Source organism: Kribbella italica (genome assembly GCF_014205135.1).
Classification (GTDB): Bacteria; Actinomycetota; Actinomycetes; order Propionibacteriales; family Kribbellaceae; genus Kribbella; species Kribbella italica.
This window is the reverse complement of the sequence record NZ_JACHMY010000001.1, coordinates 756626-775924: the sequence shown is the minus strand read 5'-3', so window position 1 is coordinate 775924 and position 19299 is coordinate 756626. Positions and strand designations below refer to the sequence as shown.

Here is a 19299-nt window from a genome sequence, read left to right as displayed (position 1 = left end):
GGAAACGACCATGAAGAAGAAGCTTCTGGGGATCACCGTCGCGTCGGTCCTGCTCAGTACCACCGGCGTCCTGACCGCGCACGCCGCCGTCGCGGCACCGACCTGGGTGACCGCGAACAGCACCGCCACCGGCGACCAGGACGTCGCGGCGATCGCGACCAACCGGACCGGGTACGTCGCCGTGGTCTGGGAGGACGACCGCGACACCACCGCCGCGGAGGACAACGCGCACAGCGAGATCTACCTCCGGCTGTTCCGCAACGGCACCGCCGTGTACGAGAAGAAGCTGTCGGCCGCCGGCGGCAGCGGCGTCACCAACTGGCGGCACTTGACGCCGGACGTCGGCCTGGACGACAAGGGCAACGCCGTCGTGGTGTGGGCCGACGACCCGGACGGCAACGGCTACTACAACGTCCCGTACCGGGTCGTGAACACAGCCGGGACCGTGACCGCGTCGGGCAGCGCGAACAGCAACTCGGACGGCCAGCAGATCAAGCCGCGCGTCGCCGTCGACCCGGACGGCGCTCCGTCGAGCGCGGCCGTCGCGTTCACCGTGGCCTGGGAAGACATCCAGACCGGTACGCCGGCCACGATCAAGGCGGCCGGCTTCACCGGTCCGACCACGCGCGCCTGGGAGGTGACCGCGTCAGCGACAACCGGCCAGCACCACACCCCGGACGTCGCGGTCTCGGCCTCCGGCGACGCCGTCGTGGTCTGGGACGACGACGACGACGCCAACGCGTCGTACGACGTCGGATTGGTCCGGCTCGCGCGGACCAACGGCGCGGTCAACCTGACTCGTCGTACGGCGAACGCCACGCTCGCCGGCGAGCAGACGCGTGCGTCGGTCGCGGCGAACTTCAACGGCGACTTCGCGGTCGCGTGGCAGTCCGGTACGACGACCGCCACCCGATCCTTCACGTCGACCGGCACCGCGCGCCACGCCGATCTCCAGGTCGCCACGGCGGCGACGCAACCCTCGATCGGCATCGACGACCAGGCCAACTCGGTCGTCGGCTGGACCACCCAGGCCACCGACCTCGACGTCTGGGTCCGCGGCTTCGGCCCGGACGGCAGCGACACCGGCCGGTTGTCCGCCCAGCGCCTCAGCCAACTCACCGCCGGCCGCCAGGAGCAGGTCGCCGTCGCCGTCTCCCCGTGGTCGGAGGTCGCCGTCGCCTACACCGACGACAACGACGGCAACACCTTCGACCAGGTCATCCTCGGCCACAGCTTCGCCAACAACGGCTGGTGACCAGCTAGGGCTTGCGGCAGACGAGGTACACGTGGAGGAGCTCGGCCGCGGTCGTCGACCACGGTTCGGCCAGCGGGGTCAGCAGGTCGTGCTGCGCCGCCGGGTAGCTGTCGGCCCAGCCGGCCGCGGCCAGCTCCTTCAGGATCCAGTCCAGCGGGACGACGATGTTCGTCATCGTCGTCTCGAACCGGTCGTACCGGCCGTCGGCGGCGCGGACCACGCCCGAGATCCGGTAGAAGCCCATCCCGGCCGCCTCGTTCAGCGCGCCGCGGAACAGCAGCATCGCCTCGTCGGTGTCGCGGATCTGGACCTTGTTCATCCCGCTCAGCCCCTTGACCGTCGCGAGGTCGAACACGAACAACCCGCCCGGCTCGACCGCCCGGAACACGCAGCGCAGGTAGGCCGCGACCTGGTCCAGATCCGCCAGGTGGTTCGGGATGTCGTACGTCGACACCACCACCGGGTACGGCGCGTCGACCGCGAAGTCCGCGGCGTCGCCGGATCGCAGGTCGGCGTTGGGCCCGAGCCGCTGCCGCGCCCGGTCGAGCATCGCCGGTGACTGGTCGAGCCCGGTCACCCGATAGCCCTCCCGGGTGAGCCGTTCGGCGACGATCCCGGTGCCGCAGCCGACGTCGAGGACCCGGCGGCCGTCCGGCACCGCGGCCCGGATCAAGGTCAGCAACGAGTCGGCGGCCTTCGTGGGGTACGGCGACCAGAACTGGTCGTAGGCCTCGGCGAATCCTTCGACATAGCTGTCGGTCACGATCGTGCTCCCGCTTCTTGGGTCGATTCGAGGTGCCGGACTCCCGGGACGAGCGCTGCCGCCGTACCGGCCAGCACCACCACACCGCCGAACAGCAGCAGCGCGGGGGCCGCGCCGAGGCCGGTGGCAAGGACACCGGCGGCGATCGAGCCGACCGGTTTCAGCGACAAGGCCGCCAGGTACTCGTACGCGCCGACCCTGGACAACAGCTCGGCCGGGATCCCGTTCTGTACGGCGGTTTCCCACAGGACGCCGAAGACGTCCATCGCGACGCCGGAACAGAAGGCCGCGGCGGCGACCACCGGCACCGGCAGTTCCAGGCCCAGCGCGATCAGCGGCAACGCCAGCAGCGGCGTCATGGCGGTGGCGACCACCAGCGGCCGGCGGGGGCGGATCCGGAGGACCACGAAGACTCCGGCCAGCATCCCCGCGGCGTACCCGACGAGCACGATCGACCAGAGCACCGATCCGCCGGGCCGGTCCCGGAGCAGGACCGGCCCGAGGACGCCGAACCCGGCCGTCGACGCGGCATTGATGAACGCGGCGGCGCAGACCGTTGCCCACAGCCACTGTCTCCGGCTGAACTCCCGCCACCCGGTGCGCAGCTCGGTCAGCACGTCGCGGCGCTCGGTGCGGACGGTCACCGGGAGCTTCAAGGCGCCGAGCAGGATCGCGGCGACGACGTACGTGGCCGCGTCGACGGCCAGGGCGACGCCTGGTCCGAGCAGGGCCACCGTCGCGCCGGCGGCGAACAGTCCGGCGATCCGGGCGCAGTTCGTACCGAGCTTCAACTGGGCGTTCGCCCGCTGTCGATCGCCCTCCCCCACCACCTCGGCCATCACACCGGTCAGCGACGGAAGCAGGAGCGCGGAGGCCACGCCGGTCACGAACGCCGCGCCGGTGAGCATGCCGATCGGTGCCCAGCCGGTGAGCAGCATCGCCGCCAGCGCGGCGTACCCGGCGGCGGCCATCAACTCGGCGACGACCAGGACCCGGTACCGCGGGAAGCGGTCGCCGATCACTCCGCCCAGGAGCACCAGTGCCAACTGCGGGACGGTCTGCGCGGCCAGGACCGTCGCCAGTACGCCCGGAGTCGCGCCGGGCAGCGCCAGCACGCCGAAGGCGATCGCGATCGGCCCGAACGCGTTGCCCAGCACCGAGACGGTCCGGGCCGAGAACAGCAGCCAGAGGCGTGGCGTCATGCGCGATCCGGTGTTCCGATCGGCTGCCAGTGGTCCACGGGCCGGCCGTCGTACAGCACGGTGAAGCCGATGCCGCGGCGCATCAACGTCTTGGCCAGCGGGCAGATGTGCGCCGGCAGCAACCGGTCGCCGGCGAGAACCGGGCCGGCCTCCGGATCCCAGGGCTGGTGACAGCCGTCGAGCAGGTCGGCGTGTGCGGCCGAGACGCTGATCGCCACCTCGTCGAGCCCGCACGCACCGATGGCCGCAAGGCCGGCGTCCAGGGTCGAGTAGGCGCCGGCCACCACTTCGGTGATGCCGGGCACGTCCATCGCCGCCTCGGCGGTCGGCGTACCACCCGCGCTGACGACCTGACAGTCGATGCCCTCGGCCCGGATCTGCTCGGCGAGATCAACCAGCATGCGGGCGTGCCTGCGACCGAGAGCGGCGCGGTCGTCGATGTCCGCGCGCGACTCCGGGGCCGGGTATCCGGTGACGCCGTCCAGCAGGATGCCGGGCGTCTCAGCTGCCAGCCTGGCGAGCGGCAGTACGCCGTCCTCGCCGGTGTGCCGGACGTCGATCCGCACCCCGATCTCCGTCCCGGCGCCGACTGCCAGCGCGCCCAGACCTCGGATGGTCTCGGCTTGGTCGACATGTACGGCGAAGCGATCGAGCCGGTCCGCGGCCTCGACGTACAAGGGCCAGCGCCACGGCTCGGGCCAAGGCCACGCGACCACCACATCGGTAATGCCGGCCGCGGCCAGCCCGATCGCGGCCCGCGCGTTGATCACGGCAGCTCCGACGCTGCCCGCGGACACCTGGAGCGTCGTCAGCTCGGTGGTCCGGTGTGCCTTGGTATGCGCCCGGACCACACATCCCGCGGCAGCCGCCTGCTGGTGGAAGCGCTCGAGGTTGCGGTTGACCTGCTGGAGGTCCAGGGCGACGGCGGGATCAGGCATCGGCTCCCGACTGACGGTCGGACTGAGAAGCACGGCGGAACCCGGCACCACGAACACCAGGTGCCGCCGCACTCCACGGGCTGGTGGTCAGGCCTCTTCCGGCGGATCGATGCAGAACATGGCACGCTCCTCCCTGTCATGACGGGTCAGCACAGGTGCAGGAGCTTAAGACAGCACCCACCACATCGGAAGACCTCAACCAGGATGCTTCTTTCCCCCGTGGACCTCGACAAACCGACCGGGCCGAACGCAAGTGGCTCATCCGCGAGGCGCGGCCGAACGGCCCGGGCGGGCGTTCTTGACCAGGACGAACAGCATCGTCAGTTGCGCCGCGGACAAGACGATCAGGATCGGGACGCGAAACCACTCCGGATAGCTGAAGCCGCCACAGCCCAGGATCACGCCGTTGATGTCGGCCCGGCAGGCCGACGTGGACAGGCTCCCGAGCATGAGCACCGGAAGGTACCCGAAAGGCACCACGAGTGTGCCCAAAAGCTTCTCCTCGCGGGTCCACCGGTCCGAGGTCCACAGCAACGCGACGCCGACGATCCAGCCCGCCAGGTAGAGGAAGCCACCGAACGGCAGGAGCAGCAGCGTGGCCACGTCGCGGCTGCGGTACCGCGGCTGACGTTTGACCAGCACCAGCCCGTCGGTCGCGGCGGCGACGATCTCGTCGGGGTCACCGAGCCGGGCCAGCATCGCCTTGACCTGCTCCGGACTCTCCACGCCGGCCGCTCGCTCCTCGGCGATGTGCGCGGTCACCTCGGCGACCAGGTCGTTGCGCCGATCGGCCGGCAGCGGCTCGGCCGCCTTGGCCAGGTACTTCAGGTACGCGGCGACCAGCTGGTCGGTGTCGTGCTGCACCGTCATCGACTTCTCCTCAGCCCCAGAACGGAATCGACCGAGCCGCGGAACCGCTCCCAGTCGACGATGAAGGCGGCCAGCGCGGCGGTCCCCGCGGCCGTGGACGTGTAGTAGCGACGCGGCGGCCCGGACTCCGACTCGCGCCAGACGGTGTCGACCAGCCCCTCGCGCCGGAGCCGGGCGAGCAACGGGTAGAGCGTGCCCTCGGTCGTCACCAGACCGTCGACCTGCCCCAGCGCCTTCACCAGCTCGAACCCGTACCGCTGCTCGTCGTCCTGCAGCAGCGCGAGTACGCAGTACTCGAGCGTGCCACGCCGGAGCTGGCTGAACACCTTCTCCGCTACCATGCGAAACAAGGTACCTCGGTAGACCTAGCTGCGCCAGAGCCGCGCTCCGGACTGTCCTATCTGTGGCTCATCCGCGAGGCGCGGCTGGAGGCGCCGGGGCGTCCGTTTTCGGGCGGAGGCTGAACATGAAGGCCAGGACGATGCCGGGGATCACGTAGCACCACAGGGGTGGTAGGCCGAAGAGGACCGGCAGCAGGCACAGGAGCAGGAGGTCGAAGCCACGGATCGGTTGCGAGAACAAGCCCGGCGGGATCGCGCCCATGGGTGACGCGACCAGCGGGCCGGCGTACGACGGTGGTCGGGCGGACGCCTGCCGGACGACGCCGGTCAGGATGCCGGCCGCGACCGCGAAGGTTGTTGGCGCGTCACCCAGCGCCGGGCCGGCTGCGAGCGTCCAGAGGATCACGAAACCTGCCGGTACGACGGACATCGCGATGCGCAGGTCCTTCAGGTCCATCCCGAGCGCGCGCACCAGCCCGGTCGACCGGCAGACCGAGCGCAGTCCGTCCATCAACGGCCGCGCCGCCACGAACCCGGCGAAGCCCGCCGCGATCGGCACCAGGACGTCGTACCCGGTCCCGGCCACGGCGTACGGGACGACGAGCAGCCCGGCGCCAACGATCAACCGCCGTGGCCAGCGCAGTACGCGGCGGAACTCGCGATGGATGATCGCCTGCACCCGCTCGCCCCGCCCGCGCCGCGACTTCAGCCGCCCGACCGTCCGCCAGTGCCGCCCGGCCACGATGTCGGCCAGCAAACTCACGTCCATGGTGATCGCCGCCCCGGCCATCCCGGCCAGCAGGTCCCCACCGGCGACCAGACTCTGCTTGGGCAGCCGCGCCAACGAGCGAGCCGTCATCACCACCGCCGCTGCAGCGACCACCAGGCACGCCGCGCCGAGGACAAGAACCCGCTGCTGCTGGAGAGACAACCCGGACGAGGTCCCGGTGCCGTAGACGGTGGCGATCAGCGTCTCCGCAGACGATTCTTGCCAGGCCGCGTTCTCCCGGGCCTCGATCGCGAGGGCGAGCGCCGCGATCGCCGCCAGTACGAGAAAGCCGTCCGCGATCCGCAGAGTCCACTTGACGGCCGTCGGCGACTGCTGAGCCCACACGGTCGCGCACGCGACACACACGAGGAGCGCGGTCGCGACCATCGTCGCCTCGATCACCGCCCACAGCGACGCACCGAACACCGCGAAGCCCACCACCGCGAACAACGCGCCCAGAACCGCCGCGACGGTGATCACGAGTCGGTAGGCCGGACGCAGTACCGCGCCGCGGTCGACCGGCGTCGCGAGCAACCAGAATCCCGTGGCCCGGGAGGCCGACACCGGACCGACGCTGAGCAGAATCCGCAGCATGCCCGCCACGAGGAGTGGGAGGAGGATGAAGGGGACGTAGTCGACGACCAGGGAGCAGGACGTGTTCGCGCAGGACGCGGAGTTCTCGTTCAGGTGCCGTACGACGTTCCCACCCGACGCACCAAGCATGGCCAGCGCGAAGATCACCAGGTAGATGTCCTCGAACTGCTGCCAGAACGTGCGGTCGGCCTTGCCGCGCCGCACCTTGCGCATCCACCGTCGCAGCTCGGCCGAGCGCGGGATCGGACCGAAGTCGGCCGGGTCGAAGACCACCGGTCCGTCGGCGGCGCTCAAGGCAGCGGGGTGAGTTCGACGCGGGCGTCCGCCACGGCCTGCACCAGGGCCGGATCATGACTCGCGAACACCACCGACGTCCCCGCTTTCTTCTCCGCGACGAGCCGCTCGGCCAGCCACGCCACACCGGCCGTGTCCAGCCGCTGCTCCGGCTCGTCCAGCACGAGCAGCTTCCGCGGCCGCACCAGCGCGGTCGCCAGCGCCAGCCTCCGGCGCTGACCCGACGACAGCGAGCCGGGCAGTTGATCGGCCGCCGGCAGCAGCCCGACGTCGTCCAGCAACGTGTCGACCAGGTCCTCCGGCTCCGGGTTCCCGTGCGCGCGGGCGAGCAGGTCGAGGTGCTCGGCCGCGGTCAGATCCGGGAAGAAGTCCAGGTCGTCCAGCAGCGCGGCGACATCGCGCCGGACCGTCTCCGCGCGTTCGTCGATCGGTACGCCGTCCAGCAGGATCGTGCCGGCCGCGGGTTCGTGCGCGCCGACGATGCAGCGCAGCACGGTCGTCTTGCCCGCGCCGTTCGGGCCGACCAGCGCGACCGCCCGGCCGGCGGCGAGGCTGAAGGTCAGGTCCTCGATCACCGGGCGGTCGGCGTACAGGTGCCGCAGGCCGGTGACCGCGAGCCGGGGAGCCGCCTTGGTCATCGCTTGCGGACCAGCGTCAGCCCGTCGCCGATGCCGAGCATCACCACGTCGACGCGGTCGTCGGCCGCGATGTGGGCGTTGAACTCCTTGCGGTCGACCGGGTCCTCCTCGTGGACGCCAACCACGCGGCCGCCGGCCAGCGTGTTGTCGAACAGCAGTAGCCCATTCGGCCGGATCCGCGGGACCAGGTGCTCGAAGTACTCGATGTAGGCCGGCTTGTCGGCGTCGACGAAGGCCAGGTCGAACTCGCCGTCCAGCTCGGCGGCGGACTCGTGCGCGTCACCGATCCGCAGGTCGATCCGGTCCGCGACCCCGGCCCGCTCCCAGTACTTGCGGCCGATCGAGGTCCACTCGTCGCTGACGTCGAGGCAGATCAGCTGCCCGTCCTCGGGCAGGCCGCGCGAGATCGCCAGCGCGGAGAAGCCGGTGAAGGTCCCGATCTCGACCGCGCGCCGGGCCGAGATCAGCCGGGTCAGCGTGGTCAGCAGCGCGGCCTGGTCGGCCGTGGTCAGCATCCCGGCGGCGGAGCCGAGCTGCTGCGTCTCGGCGACCAGTTCGGTCGCGATCTCGTCCAGCGGCATCCCGTGCGCCACCATGTAGTCGTGCAGCTGGTCGGTCACCTGGACCTGGTTGCCCATTCGCTTGCCGCCGTTTCCTCGTGATGTTCGGTCGCCTGTAGTCTCTACGGGTTGCCCGACAGCTCGACACCGACCCCTCCGAGGAGAACCCCAGCATGCAGATCGCCGTCGCCGGATCGATCGCGACCGACATCCTGATGACGTTCCCAGGACGCTTCAAGGACCAGTTCGTCGGCGAGCAGATGCACAAGGTCTCGCTGTCGTTCCTGGTCGACGAACTGGTCGTGCACCGCGGTGGTGTCGGCGCCAACATCTGCTACGGGATGGCCCAGCTCGGCCGCCCGTCCCTGCTGGTCGGCTCGGTCGGCGCCGACTTCGCCGAGTACGGCGCGGCGCTGACCGAGGCCGGCGTCGACGTCTCCCACGTCCGCGTCTGCGAGAACGTGCACACCGCCCGCTTCACCTGTACGACGGACCTGGACGCGAACCAGATCGCCTCGTTCTACACCGGCGCGATGGCCGAGGCCCGCGAGATCGACCTGGCCGAGATCCACGCCAAGACCGGCGGCGTCGACCTGGTGCTGATCGGCGCCGACGACCCGGACGGCATGCTCAAGCACACCCGGCTGGCCAAGGAGAACGGCATCGCCGTCGCCGCCGACCCGTCGCAGCAGCTGGCCCGGATGGACGGCGAGCAGATCCGCGAGCTGATCGACGGCGCGACGTACCTGTTCAGCAACGAGTACGAGTCCGGCCTGATGGCGCAGAAGACCGGCTGGAGCCAGGACGAGATCCTCAGCCGCGTCGGCGTCCGGGTCACCACCCACGGCGGCGACGGCGTCGTGATCGAGAACGCCGACGGCGTGCTCGCCAAGATCCCCGCCGTACCGGCTCCCGGCCTGGTCGACCCGACCGGCGGCGGCGACGCCTTCCGCGCCGGCTACCTGACCGGCCGCGCGGCCGGTCTCGACCACGAGGCCGCCGCCCAGATCGGCTGCACGCTGGCCACCACCGTGCTCGAGACGGTCGGCACCCAGGAGTACACGCTGGACCGCCCGGCCTTCCTCAAGCGCCTCGGCTCGGCCTACGGCGACGAGGCTGCCGCCACGGCCGCCTCCACCCTCAACCTGTGAGGTAGTTCGGGATGACTGCAGCAGTGGCGGCGGCGTCGGGTGAGTTCACCATCGGCGGGGACCTGACGGTTCGGCGGCTCGGGTACGGGACCATGCAGCTGCCGGGCGACGGCGTCTGGGGTGACGCCAAGGATCCGGACGAAGCCGTCCGGGTGCTGCGGCGAGCGGTCGAGCTCGGCGTGAACTTCATCGACACGGCGGACTCGTACGGTCCGTTCACCGCGGATCTGCTGCTCAAGAAGGCGCTGCACCCGTACGCCGACGACCTGGTGATCGCCACGAAGGCCGGGTACGTGCGGACCGGGCCGGACGGATGGGTTCCTCTCGGCCGGCCGGAGTTCCTGCGCCAGCAGGTCGAGCTGAACCTGCGGCATCTCGGCCTGGAGCGGATCGACCTGCTCCAGCTGCACCGGATCGACGAGAACGTCCCGGTCGCCGACCAGGTCGGTGAGCTGGCCGCGCTCCAGCAGGAGGGCAAGATCCGGCACATCGGCCTGTCCGAGGTCAGCGTGGAGCAGATCGAGGAAGCCGGCCGCACGGCGCGGATCGTCTCCGTACAGAACCTCTACAACCTCGCCCAGCGCGACGCCGAGCCGGTCCTGGAGTACGCCGAGCAGAACGACCTCGGCTTCATCCCCTGGTTCCCCCTGGCCACCGGCGCCCTGGCCCGCGCCGGCGGACCGCTCGACCAACTCGCCGAGGACCACACCGCGTCCCCGTCCCAGCTCGCGCTGGCCTGGTTGCTCAAGCGCTCCCCCGTGATGCTGCCGATCCCCGGCACGTCGTCGGTCGCCCACGTCGAGGACAACCTCGCCGCCGCCGAGGTCGAGCTCACCGACGAGGAGTTCACCCGCCTCACCGAAGCGGTCAGCTGACCTCCGGTCCCGACACGGTTGCCGGAGGCGTTCGTCACCCGACGCACAGGCGGCGTCGAACGTCCGCGGGAACCGGCGGCGACCGGTTGGCCAACAGTCCGCTCAACCGTTGACAGCGGCCGACCGGCGAGCGTTAGGTCGAGATCTGTGCGTACAAATCTGCGTCCCACTGATCCCTCCGCCCTCCTCCCGCCCAACCGGCGGCAATTCCTCGGGATGACCGGTCTCGGCCTCGCCGGTGGCGCCATCCTGCCGGCGACCGCCGAGGCCGCGCCGTCCGGCGAACACCTCGACACCACCTCACTCCGGTTCGCGGTGATCACCGACACCCACGCGGACGTCGTGCTGCCCGACCGGTCCAAGGACCTGCACCGGATGCTCACCGTCGCCCAGGGCCTGAACCCCGACTTCGTCCTGCACTGCGGCGACATCACCGACTACGGCGTCGACGACGAGTTCGCGCTCTACCGTTCGTCGATCCCGGCCGGCCTGTGGGACCGGATGCGGCACGTGCCCGGCAACCACGAGTCCCGCTGGACCCCCGACGCGTTCGAGACCTACCGCCGGTACTTCGGCCCCGAGTGGTCGTCGTTCGAGCAGCACGGCCTCCGCGTCGTCGGCCTCGCGCCGATGCAGCTGCTGCAGGAGCCCGGCCTGTTCGGCGCGGACGGGTTCGACCACGTGTCCCGCGCGCTGCGCGGCCACGACGTGCCGACCGCGATGTTCCTGCACTACCCGCTCGGCGCGGACAACTACTACGTGAACGACACCGAGGACTTCCTCGACCGGATCGCCGGGCACCGGGTCCGCGCGATCTTCGCCGGTCACATCCACCGCCAGCAGGTCGCGGCGTTCAACGGGCTCACCCAGGTCGCGATGCGCAACACGTACGCCGTCCCCAGCTTCTACTGGGTCGAGCGTACGGCGGACGGCAGCCGCCTCGACGTCACCGAGGTCGCCGTACCGGTCACCGGCTCCCCGACCTCGACACCCGTCGCAACGATCCCGCTCGGCCGCACCGGCCCGGGCGAGGCGCTCGAACCGAAGCACGCAACGGTCCACACCACGCAGCAGTCGATCACCGTGTCGGCTGCCTTCAAGACCGCGCCGGCGCAGGTCCTCGCGCAGGTGTACCCGCAGAACGTGTTCAGCGGCAGCAACGCCGGTACGTGGGTCCCGCTCGCCCGAAACGGCAACACCTGGCGAGGAGACCTGAACGCGACCGCTCTGCCGCCCGGCGAGCACCGCGTCCAACTACGGGCCATCGGCAACGATGGCGCCGCCTTCGACCGCACCTTGCAGGCAAAGCTCAGGGCGAACTCCGCAACAGTCTCCTGGACCGCCAAGCTCGACGGTGCGATCCAGGGCGCACTGCTCCCCACCAGCACCGGCTTCGTCGCGGCAACCACCGGCGGTCAGGTCCAGGCCTTCTCGGCCCACGGCCGGTCCGTCACCCGTCGATGGCGCCGCAGCGTCGGCGCCGTCCACCGAGCCCCTGCCTTGATGGATCGCACCGTCCTTGTGCCTTCCGCCGACCACAAGGTCTACGCACTGGACGCATCGACAGGCTCGACCACGTGGTCCACCAACCTGAACGCCCCCGTCCTGTCCACTCCACTGATGACCAAGATCGACGGCCGGCACCGCATCCTCGTGGCTGCCGGTGGGCGCCTGTACTGCCTCGACTCCCGCGGCCGCATCCTCTGGTCCGGAGACCTGCACGGCCTGTTCGCCGGTCGCGTCGCGTGCGACGGCGAGCGCGTCTTCGCCGGTGGCGGTGACGGCAGGGCCCGTGCGTTCGACGCCCGCACCGGCGCCGAGCTCTGGGCCGTGTCGATCACCACCAGGACCACGCCGTACCAGCTACTGATCTACGGCGCCTGGAACGACGAGCTCGATCTGCTGCCCGACGGTTCCGTCCTGGTCGCGACCGTCTCCGCCGCACTCGCGCTCGACCCCGTGACCGGGGCGGTCCGCTGGCAGAAGGCCGGCAGCTACATCTACACGCCGTCCCGGCTCACGGCGTACGGGCTCCTGCTGATCGATGAGCAGGGCAACGTCGTGATGACCGATCCCGCGACCGGTGCCACCCGCTGGACGATCCGGCCCGTACTCCGTGCGTTCGAGTCCGGCCCGGCCCTGTCCCGCGACGGCAAGACGGCCTGGCTGGTCGGCACCACCGGCCTGCTCACGCGGATCGACCTCGCGACCGGGACCGCGGAGTCCGTCCTCCAGGTGAGCAAGGCCAACACCTTCTCCACGCCCACCCTGATCGCCGACCGCACGCTGGTGATCGGCTTCCAGGACGGCGTACTGCGGGGTGTGACGGGCCTATGACCCGAGCGTGAGGCCCTCGGGCGTGAGCTGATCGGCCCGCAGCTTGCGGTGGTTCACGAACACCGTGGGAAGGTCGAGGACCTCACGCTCGACGGTCGTCTCCTCAAGGGAAGCGAGCCAGCCCTGGTAACCGTTCGCCGCCAGGGCCTCGCGAAACCCCGGGACGCCGAGCTTGTTGCCGAGCTCGACCAGTTGGTCATCGGTCCACGCCTTGTCCGGATCGTCGTAGATCGCCCGGACGAATCCGCGGGCGTGACCGTTGGCGGCGGCGACGGCGAACGCGGTGGCCAGCTGCGGCGAGCCGGAGTGCATGACGGTCATCGGCCAGTAGGTCAGGGTGGCGGTGCCGTCCGCGACCAGGCGGTCCAGCGTCGCCCCGGCCGACTCCTCGAACTCGCCGCAGGGAACGCAGCGGAAGTCCAGGTAGAAGTCGATGTTCGTGGTGGCGCCGGCCTTCCCGATCGTCACGCCCCGGCCGGCGGTTCCCGGCCCGGTGATCACCGCAGGCTCCGGCCGGGCAGTGTCGACGTGCACCGGGGAGTGGCTGCGCCAGTAGCCGACGCCGACCACAGAGACGATCGCGAGCATCAGCACGACCGCGACGACGCCGAACTCGTACGGTGCACGTAGCGTCCGAAGGAACTGCAGGCGTCCGAAGAAGCCGAGGCTATAGCGCACCCTTCTTCGGACGCATCTCGATTCTTCGGACGCTACGGACCAGAGGATGACCGCGCAGAGCAGACCCACGACGCCTTCGGCGATCGCTTCGAGGAGGTAGTCGGTGCGCCCCGCACCGAGGACCGCTCCCACGGCTGCGAGGACCAGGACCGGCAAGACCCCAGCGCGGCCGGAGTCAGCGACCGGCAGCGCCGGCTTGGATGCTGCCGGCAACCAGCGCACGGCGACCAGGTACCAGATCCCGGCGAGCAGGGTCGCTCCGATCACGTCGCTCGGCCGATGCCAGCTCAGGTTCTGCACCGCGGCCGCGACGAACGCCAGCCAGGTCGCACCGGCGGCAACGGCGTACGGGCGGGCGCGTGGACCGCAGACCAGCGCCACGCCGATCGCAACCCCCGCGGTGATCGCGACATGGCCGCTGGGAAAGCTGACCTCGGTCAGCGACTCGGGCGCACCGGAGATCTCGGGCCGAGGCAGGACGAACCGGTTGAGGACGAACGTACTGACCGCCGTGGCCGCCGGTACGAAAGCTCCTGCGACAGCGAGCCGCCACTGCCGGCGCAGGACGGCGATCAGGACGATCAGCACGATCCCGACGACGAGCGTGGCCTCCTCGCCCCGCAGCGGCGGCGGCCCGATCGAGTACCGGATGCCGGAGATCCAGGTCTCGCTGCTGAACCCCCGGATCATCGCGTTCTCGACGGACTGGCCGTACGGCGTACAGACCGCGAGGAGATAGAGCACCATGAAGGCGACGGCGAGCTTCAGAGGCCGCTTCATCGGAGCCGGGTGTTCTTCCGGGTCGTCAGCACCAGCACGGGCAGCGCCGCGAGCAGAGCCAGTACGGCGGTGACGCTCGGCTGCGCGTGGTAGGCGAGCACGGTCGGATCGGTGAGGATCGCCTCGGCCCGAACGATGCCGAAGGCACCGATCGGCACCACCCAGCGGAAGTCGCGAGTCTGGTACGTCGCGAGACCGGCGCCGATCACCAGCACGATCTCGAGGACGAACTGCCCCCGCTGGAACCACGGATCACCGGCCGTGAGATGGAGGCCCCCGGCAACGAAAGCGGCGACCGCGAGCGGAATCAGCCAGGCGTAGGACGACGACCGCACCCGACGACGACGGACCGTCAGCACCGCACTGATCACTACCAACAGGATCGGCAGCACGAGGTGGTGGGCAAGGATCGGCGCACCCAGCCCGTAGTAGCTCGGGCCGACCACACCTTGGCTGCCGAAGACGTCCGAGCTGCCGATGGTGAGCCCGGCGTAGACCATCGCCGCGGCAGCCGGCACGGCGATCCAGGCCCGGCCGCGCAGCAACGCGACGAAGGCGATCAGCGGCAGCAAACCGTACGGAAGCAGGCGCGTCCGCGTGCCCTCGCCGACGGCCCACGGGAGCCGGCCGTTGAAGTGGAAGTTGATCGCGTGCGCGGCCGGGTCGATGTGCAGCGTCCAGTTCCACACGTCCTGCAGATAAGGCGCCAGCGCGAGCAGAGCCAGCCAGAGCCCGGCCAGCCGCAGTCCGGCCGGCCACCAGGTCCCGGTGGTGGCTGCTTGGACCCGAGCCCGCAGCGCGCTCCCCAGCAAGGCGGCCGCCTCACGCGGCGGTGGCCACTCGCGCCCGGGATGAGCGTCCGCGAGACAGTCCAGCAGCTCGTCGCCGCGATTGTCGCGATAGGCCTTCGGGTAGGCCAGCAGGACCAGCCGGTTCACGCTTGCGCCGTACGGGATCGCTTGATGACGACGTTCGCCGCCTGCTGCAGCCGGGCCGCCTCGCGCTGCAGGGCCGCGCTGCCGTCGTCGGTCAGCCGGTAGTACCGACGGGCGCGGCCGTCCACGATCGCCTCGCCGTCGGCCACCACCAGCCCCGCCCGCTCAAGCCGCTCCAAGGCGCCGTACAAGGTCCCGACGGCGAGCCGCAGCCGCCCGTCGGTCGCCTCCTCGGTGGCCTTGATGATCCCGTACCCGTGCAGCGGCCCGTCCTGCAGTGCGGCCAGCAGGAAGTACTGCGCCTCGGTCAGCGATGCGTCCTTCATGCGACCGACTATATATCGCTCGACGAACTATGCGACGCAGGGCCCGCTCACAGCCGCGGGTCGACCGGTTCCGACTCCAGGGCCAGTACGGCGAACACGCACTCGTGGATCCGCCACAGCGGTTCGCCACGGGCGGCGCGTTCCAGCGACTCCAGGCCGAGCGCGTACTCGCGCAGGGCGAGCGAGCGCTTGTGGCCCAGGTTCCGGTTGCGGAGGCGCTCGAAGTTGGCCGGTTCGGTGTAGTCGGGGCCGTAGATGATCCGCAGGTACTCCTGCCCGCGGACCTTCAGCCCCGGCTGCGCCAGCCACTTCCCGGTCCGGACCAGGTTCGCGGCCGGTTTCACGACCATGCCCTCGCCACCCGCGCCGGTCAGCTCCTCCCACCACGCGATCCCGTCCGCCCACGAGTCCGCGTCGACGAACAGCCGGCGCGTCGCCGTGACCAGACCGGGGCCCGCGGCAACCATCCGGTCCGCGATCCCGAGGTGCCAGGCGTGCGGCCGGTCGTGGTACGTCGCGCCCTCCGACGCCAGCACCTGGAACGGCGCCACGCGCACGCCCTCCAGCCCGTCGGTCGGCCAGCAGTACCGTCGGTACGCCGCGCTGAACAGGTCCGCGTTCGCCGTACGGCGTTGCGTCCGCTCGAGCAGGTCCCCGACGTCGAGCCCGGCCTCCTGCGCCGTCTCCAGCGCCGAGGTTGCCACCGGCAACGACGATCGCGCGGCCGCGCCGACCGCGGCGTACTGGTTGCGCAGCAGCTCGCCGGCCTTCACGCTCCACGGCAGCAGCTCGGCGTCGAGCAGCAGCCAGGAGGTGTCGAGCTCGTCGAAGAGCCCAGCCCCGGCGACGACCTCGCGGAGCCCGAGCAGCAGCTCGTCGGTCAGCTCCGGCGCGAAGAACGACCGCCCGGTCCGCGTGTGCACCGCGCCGCGACCGGCCAGGCCGAACCGCTTCTCGGCGACGTCGTCGTCCCGCGTCAGCAGCACGACCGCGCGCGACCCCATGTGCTTCTCCTCGCACACGAGCTCGGTGACGCCCTGACCCTGGTACGCCTCGAAGGCCTGCCGCGGGTGCTCCAGCAGCCCCGGCTCCGGCGAGGTCGCGACTGGGCTCATCGTCGGCGGCAGGTAGAGCAGGAACCGCGGGTCGATCGCGAACCGGCTCATCACCTCCAGCGCCGCACCCGCTTGCTCGGCGCGCACGCTGAGCCGTCCGTGCGTCGTGGTCTCGATCACCCGGCGCCCGGTGACGTCGGTGATGTCGAGCACGTCGGGCTCGCGCTGCGGCGCGCTCGGGACGTGCAGTGGCTTGGCCGGCTCGTAGTACTGCTCAGCAGCCTGTACGGCGACCAGCTCGCGCTCCGGGTACCGCAGCGCGCTCAGCGCGCCGCCGAACACGACACCGGTGTCCAGGCAGATCGTGTTGTTGATCCACTCCGGCTCCGGCGTCGGGGTGTGCCCGTAGACGACCATCGCGCGGCCGCGGTAGTCCTGCGCCCACGGGTAGCGGACCGGCAGGCCGAACTCGTCGGTCTCGCCGGTCGTCTCGCCGTACAGGCAGAACGCGCGAACCCGCCCGGAGGCGCGACCGTGCATCCGCTCGACCAGCCCCGCGTGCGAGACCACGAGGTTGCCGTCGTCGAACACGTAGTGCGAGACCAGCCCGTCGATGAAGGTGTCCACCTGCGCCCGGAACTCGTCGGGTTCGGCCGCCAGCTGCTCGAGCGACTCCGCGAGCCCGTGCGAGGTCTTCACCTTCTTGCCCCGCAGAGCCTTCAGCAGCTTGTCCTCGTGGTTGCCGGGCACACAGTACGCGTTGCCCGAAGCAACCATCCCCATCACCAGCCGGAGCACACCGGGAGTGTCGGGCCCCCGGTCGACCAGGTCACCGACGAACACCACTCTTCTGTCAGTAGAAGAAGTAGCGTCAATCGCACGTCCCTCAGCATCCCGGGTGATCGTGTAGTTCAACTCACCCAGCAGCTGCTCGAGCTCCGCGCGGCAGCCGTGGATGTCGCCGATGATGTCGAACGGCCCCACCTGGTCCTTCAGGTCGTTGAACAGCCGGGTCCGCTCGATCGTCACCGCCTCGACCGCCTCCACGGTCTCCAGCACGTGCACCCCGCGAAACCCCTCCCGCCGCAGACTCCGCAGCCCACGCCGCAGCTGCGACCGCTGCCGCCCGACGACCCGCGCACCGAAGTCCCGATCCGGCCGCTGCTCGTTGCGCTCCAGACACACCTTCTCCGGCAGGTCCAGCACGATCGCCACCGGCAGGACGTCGTGCTCCCGCGCCAGCGCGACCAGCTCCTTGCGTGCCTCCGGCTGCACGTTGGTCGCGTCGATCACGGTCAGCCGCCCGGCCGCGAGCCGCTTGGCCGCGATGAAGTGCAGCACCGCGAACGCGTCCTTGGTCGCCGCCTGGTCGTTCTCGTCGTCCGACACCAGCCCGCGGCAGAAGTCACTCGAGATCACCTCGGTCCCGAGGAAGTGCTTGCGCGCGAACGTCGACTTGCCCGACCCGCTCGCCCCGACCAGTACGACGAGGCTGAGCGCCGGTACACCGATCGTCGCCATCAGACGCTCTCCTTCCGGAACACAGCGAGCTGGGTCGGCGGCCCGACCTCCGGGTCGTCCGGCCCGACCGAGCGGAACGTCACGCCGTACCCGTACAGCGCGCACACCTCGGCCGCCCACCCGTGGAACTCCTCGCGCGTCCACTCGAACCGGTGGTCCGGGTGCCGGAAAGCACCGGCCGCGAGCGTCTCGTACCGGACGTTGTGCTCGGAGTTCGGCGTGGTCACGATGACAGCCCCCGGCCGCGCCGCCCCGAAGACGGCCTGCGCGAGCGCCGGCAGCCGCGGCGGATCGACATGCTCGACGACCTCCATCAGGACGGCGGCGTCCAAGCCCGAGAGCCGGGCGTCGGCGTACGTGACCGACGACTGGAACAGGCGCAGCCGCTCGCGCTTGCGGTCCGACATCTCGTCGACGTGCAGCCGCCGCTCGGCCAGCGTCAGCGACCGCGCCGACACGTCCGTCGCCACGACCTCGTCGAACTGCCCGTCCTTCAGCAGCAGCCCGACCAGCTGACCCTCTCCACACCCCAGGTCGGCGACCCGGTGCGCGCCCAGCTCCTTCAGTACGCCGACCACGGCCTCCCGCCGTTGCACCGCCAGCGAAGGCGGCGCGTCAGCCTGAACGACCTCTTCGGCCGGCTCTTCGTCCTCGAGCGACAGCCCGTCGGCCTCGGTCAACCGCTCGAGCGCCTGATCGGTCAGCGCTCGCCGGTGCGCCAGGTACCGCCGGCTGATCAGCTCCTTGTCCGGATGCGTCCCCAGCCACCCGTCCCCGGCCTTCACCAGCTTGTCGATCTCGTCCGGCCCGACCCAGTAGTGCTTGGCGTCGTCGAGCACCGGGAGCAGCACGTACAGATGATTCAGCGCGTCCGCCAGCCGCAGTACGCCGCTCAGCCGCAGGTCGACGTACCGGGAATCGCCCCACTCCGGGATCTCCGGATCCAGCGGGACCGGCCGGGCATCCACAGTCCACCCGAGCGGCGCGAAGAGCCGTTCGGCCAGCGCTGCCCCGCCGCGGCACGGCAGCGCCGGGACGTGCAGCTCCAGCTCGATCGGCCGCGCCGCCAGCTCCGGGCGCGCGTCGCACCGCCCGTTCATCGCCGTCCGGAACAGCTTGCCCAGCGCGACCGCGAGCAGGCTGGAGGCGGCGTAGGGCCGGTCGTTCACGTACTGCCCGAGCGTGAACCCCTCCGCCGCGCGGCCCCGTCCGGACCGGACCAGCGCGATCGGGTCGACCTCGAGCAGGACGGCCGCCGTACAGGCCTGGTCGGTGGCCTCCGGGTAGATCACATGAGCTGTCCCGCTGGTGACGTCGACCGACTGCGGTCGCGCCGGGTTCTTGTGCAGCAGGAAACCGAGCTCGGCCGCCGGGGCGCCGAGACCGCTGGACGTGGTGGCGATGGTCAGGAACACGG

Annotated in this window: 17 protein-coding genes; 4 read left to right on the top strand and 13 right to left on the bottom strand. The window is 70.8% G+C overall.

Going from position 1 to position 19299, the window contains the following annotated elements; genetic code table 11:
* The first annotated feature begins 10 nt into the window (after window positions 1–10).
* Complete coding sequence (locus tag HDA39_RS03765; protein WP_184793846.1) at window positions 11–1255, top strand: hypothetical protein; 1245 nt, start codon at window positions 11–13, stop codon at window positions 1253–1255.
* A 4-nt stretch (window positions 1256–1259) separates the two neighbouring features.
* Here the strand turns inward: HDA39_RS03765 and HDA39_RS03760 are convergent, their stop codons facing one another.
* The 8 genes from HDA39_RS03760 to HDA39_RS03725 all read right to left on the bottom strand — a co-directional run bounded on the left by HDA39_RS03760 (window position 1260) and on the right by HDA39_RS03725 (window position 8302).
* The gene (locus HDA39_RS03760) at window positions 1260–2018 is read right to left on the bottom strand and encodes a methyltransferase domain-containing protein (RefSeq protein ID WP_184793845.1); all 759 of its coding nucleotides are present in this window, start codon (window positions 2016–2018) and stop codon (window positions 1260–1262) included.
* Window positions 2015–3220 carry an MFS transporter gene (locus HDA39_RS03755; protein WP_184793844.1) on the bottom strand — a complete coding sequence of 402 codons (1206 nt, stop codon included), beginning with the start codon at window positions 3218–3220 and terminating at the stop codon, window positions 2015–2017. The genes HDA39_RS03760 and HDA39_RS03755 overlap by 4 nt, the downstream gene beginning before the upstream one ends.
* Complete coding sequence (locus HDA39_RS03750; RefSeq protein ID WP_184793843.1) at window positions 3217–4158, bottom strand: alanine racemase; 942 nt, start codon at window positions 4156–4158, stop codon at window positions 3217–3219. The genes HDA39_RS03755 and HDA39_RS03750 overlap by 4 nt, the downstream gene beginning before the upstream one ends.
* Window positions 4159–4416: 258 nt before the next feature.
* Window positions 4417–5028: an HAAS signaling domain-containing protein gene (locus HDA39_RS03745; protein ID WP_184793842.1), complete on the bottom strand. Its 612-nt coding sequence runs from the start codon at window positions 5026–5028 to the stop codon at window positions 4417–4419.
* Window positions 5025–5369 (bottom strand): PadR family transcriptional regulator, encoded by a 345-nt coding sequence (locus HDA39_RS03740; RefSeq protein ID WP_184793841.1) that lies wholly within the window; start codon window positions 5367–5369, stop codon window positions 5025–5027. Before HDA39_RS03740 ends, HDA39_RS03745 begins: the two co-directional genes overlap by 4 nt.
* A 67-nt stretch (window positions 5370–5436) precedes the next feature.
* Window positions 5437–7026 (bottom strand): DUF6297 family protein, encoded by a 1590-nt coding sequence (locus tag HDA39_RS03735; RefSeq protein ID WP_202892856.1) that lies wholly within the window; start codon window positions 7024–7026, stop codon window positions 5437–5439.
* A complete protein-coding gene (locus HDA39_RS03730; RefSeq protein ID WP_184793840.1) occupies window positions 7023–7664 on the bottom strand; it encodes an ABC transporter ATP-binding protein in 642 nt (213 codons plus the stop codon). The genes HDA39_RS03735 and HDA39_RS03730 overlap by 4 nt, the downstream gene beginning before the upstream one ends.
* Window positions 7661–8302: an O-methyltransferase gene (locus HDA39_RS03725; protein WP_184793839.1), complete on the bottom strand. Its 642-nt coding sequence runs from the start codon at window positions 8300–8302 to the stop codon at window positions 7661–7663. The genes HDA39_RS03730 and HDA39_RS03725 overlap by 4 nt, the downstream gene beginning before the upstream one ends.
* A 95-nt stretch (window positions 8303–8397) precedes the next feature.
* Between HDA39_RS03725 and HDA39_RS03720 the strand changes: the two genes are divergently transcribed.
* The 3 genes from HDA39_RS03720 (at window position 8398) to HDA39_RS03710 (ending at window position 12587) form a co-directional block, all read left to right on the top strand.
* A complete protein-coding gene (locus HDA39_RS03720; protein WP_184793838.1) occupies window positions 8398–9375 on the top strand; it encodes a carbohydrate kinase family protein in 978 nt (325 codons plus the stop codon).
* Window positions 9376–9386: 11 nt separating this feature from the next.
* Window positions 9387–10250, top strand: coding sequence for an aldo/keto reductase (locus HDA39_RS03715; protein WP_184793837.1), 864 nt, complete (start codon window positions 9387–9389; stop codon window positions 10248–10250).
* A 216-nt stretch (window positions 10251–10466) separates the two neighbouring features.
* Window positions 10467–12587, top strand: a complete 2121-nt coding sequence (locus tag HDA39_RS03710) for an outer membrane protein assembly factor BamB family protein (protein ID WP_184793836.1) — start codon at window positions 10467–10469, stop codon at window positions 12585–12587.
* Here the strand turns inward: HDA39_RS03710 and HDA39_RS03705 are convergent.
* From HDA39_RS03705 to HDA39_RS03685, 5 genes are read right to left on the bottom strand one after another with little or no spacing between them, the layout of a single operon-like run.
* The gene (locus tag HDA39_RS03705; protein WP_184793835.1) at window positions 12582–14045 is read right to left on the bottom strand and encodes a thioredoxin domain-containing protein; all 1464 of its coding nucleotides are present in this window, start codon (window positions 14043–14045) and stop codon (window positions 12582–12584) included. The two genes, HDA39_RS03710 and HDA39_RS03705, sit on opposite strands and share 6 nt — an antisense overlap.
* Window positions 14042–14983, bottom strand: coding sequence for a hypothetical protein (locus tag HDA39_RS03700; RefSeq protein WP_184793834.1), 942 nt, complete (start codon window positions 14981–14983; stop codon window positions 14042–14044). The genes HDA39_RS03705 and HDA39_RS03700 overlap by 4 nt, the downstream gene beginning before the upstream one ends.
* A complete protein-coding gene (locus HDA39_RS03695) occupies window positions 14980–15306 on the bottom strand; it encodes a PadR family transcriptional regulator (RefSeq protein ID WP_184793833.1) in 327 nt (108 codons plus the stop codon). The genes HDA39_RS03700 and HDA39_RS03695 overlap by 4 nt, the downstream gene beginning before the upstream one ends.
* A gap of 47 nt (window positions 15307–15353) precedes the next feature.
* Window positions 15354–17882 (bottom strand): polynucleotide kinase-phosphatase, encoded by a 2529-nt coding sequence (locus tag HDA39_RS03690; protein ID WP_184793832.1) that lies wholly within the window; start codon window positions 17880–17882, stop codon window positions 15354–15356.
* The gene (locus HDA39_RS03685) at window positions 17882–19297 is read right to left on the bottom strand and encodes a 3' terminal RNA ribose 2'-O-methyltransferase Hen1 (protein WP_184793831.1); all 1416 of its coding nucleotides are present in this window, start codon (window positions 19295–19297) and stop codon (window positions 17882–17884) included. The genes HDA39_RS03690 and HDA39_RS03685 overlap by 1 nt, the downstream gene beginning before the upstream one ends.
* Window positions 19298–19299: the final 2 nt, after the last annotated feature.